General features: G+C 44.0%; 2 protein-coding genes. Both read left to right on the forward strand.

Features of this window, described 5'->3' with window-relative positions; genetic code table 11:
* A partial coding sequence (locus tag QTO00_RS19580; RefSeq protein WP_331426236.1) for a LysR substrate-binding domain-containing protein occupies positions 1-523 on the forward strand: 523 nt, incomplete at its 5' end.
* Positions 524-758: 235 nt separating this feature from the next.
* Positions 759-1,524: sodium:proton antiporter NhaD (gene nhaD, locus QTO00_RS19585; RefSeq protein ID WP_331426237.1), on the forward strand; the 766-nt coding region annotated here is incomplete at its 3' end.

Below are 1,524 nucleotides of genomic sequence, written 5' to 3' on the forward strand. Positions count from 1 at the left end.
ACATCCAACGCTATCCAATGAAGAAAAACTGATTAACAACCTCAGTCAGCAAAAAGCCGATCTGGCGATTGATTTTGCTAACTACTCAGCACCGTCGTTTTTTTCTGAGTATTTCTATACTGATGAGCTTTGCGTCATTGCCAGAAAAGGGCATCCGAGGATTGAACAGGCCCTTAGCCTAGAACAGTTCTATGCCGAAAAGCACGTCACACTCAAACTGCGCCGTGAAGATGCCTACCTAGCGGATTACTTTACCGAAGAAACGATAACAGAGAGACGAGTTGCGGCAGAGTGTGATTCACTGGTCTCACAAATGACCATGATATCTACCAGCGACTGCTTAGCCGCGATGGTAAAGAGTATCGCTAATCAATTTGCTGATAAGTTAGATTTACAGATCCTTGATGCACCTTTTACCAACCTACCCGTTAAGTATCGCATGATGTGTCACAACCGAATGAAAAACAGCTCAGCCAACCTTTGGTTGAGAACCAAGCTAAAGTCCTACTTTAAGTCAGATTAGATCAACAGCCCCCTATGCATTTATCGTTGGAGATGGGAGATTGAAACAACCCAGATTTAACAAGGAAACCACAGACCAGTAAAAGATTTAACAATGCGGTAATTACAAAAGTTTGGCTTAACATTTCCCAACAATTCAAGTAGATCAAACCTACTTCACATTCACAAATTCATTTCATCATTAGAATATAGCCACAAAATCTACTATAACAATCCGCTTTCAAAGGAGTGAAAGAATGAAATTGCAGTGGTCCATTTTTGTTACCCTCTTTTTTCTGCCCATTTCAACATTCGCCGCACCTTCCTCTGACCAAATCCTTCCCTTAACCCAATCGACTGTTGGTTACGCCGCGCTGATTATTTTCGGTGTCGCCTACACGCTGGTAATGCTTGAAGAGTACTTACAGTTGCGTAAATCAAAACCAGTGCTGCTCGCCGCTGGTGTCATTTGGGCAATGATTGGTTTGGTTTACTCGCAACATGGTCAAGTTGAAGTCGCCAAAGCCGCCCTTGAGCACAACTTGCTAGAATACGCTGAACTATTGCTGTTCTTGTTAGTTGCGATGACCTACATCAGTGCGATGGAAGAACGAAGATTATTTGATGCCTTACAAGCATGGATGGTCGGTAAAGGGTTTAATTTTAAAACCCTATTCTGGCTGACTGGTATTCTGGCGTTCTTTATCTCGCCTATCGCTGATAACTTAACCACAGCGCTGCTAATGTGTGCTGTAGTGATGAAGGTAGCGGGTGATAACACTAAGTTTATCAACCTTGCTTGTATCAACATCGTTGTTGCCGCCAACGCTGGCGGTGCATTTAGCCCATTTGGCGATATCACCACACTAATGGTTTGGCAGGCAGGGCATGTATCATTTGCTGAGTTTATGCCGCTGTTTGTACCTTCGGTGGTCAGCTACCTCGTCCCAGCGATTATCATGTCGATGTTTGTTCCAGATGCTAGCCCTAACGTTGTCCACCAGCACGTAGAGCTAAAACGGG

It is taken from the genome of Vibrio sp. M260118, from assembly GCF_036533755.1.
In the GTDB taxonomy this organism is placed as follows: domain Bacteria; phylum Pseudomonadota; class Gammaproteobacteria; order Enterobacterales; family Vibrionaceae; genus Vibrio.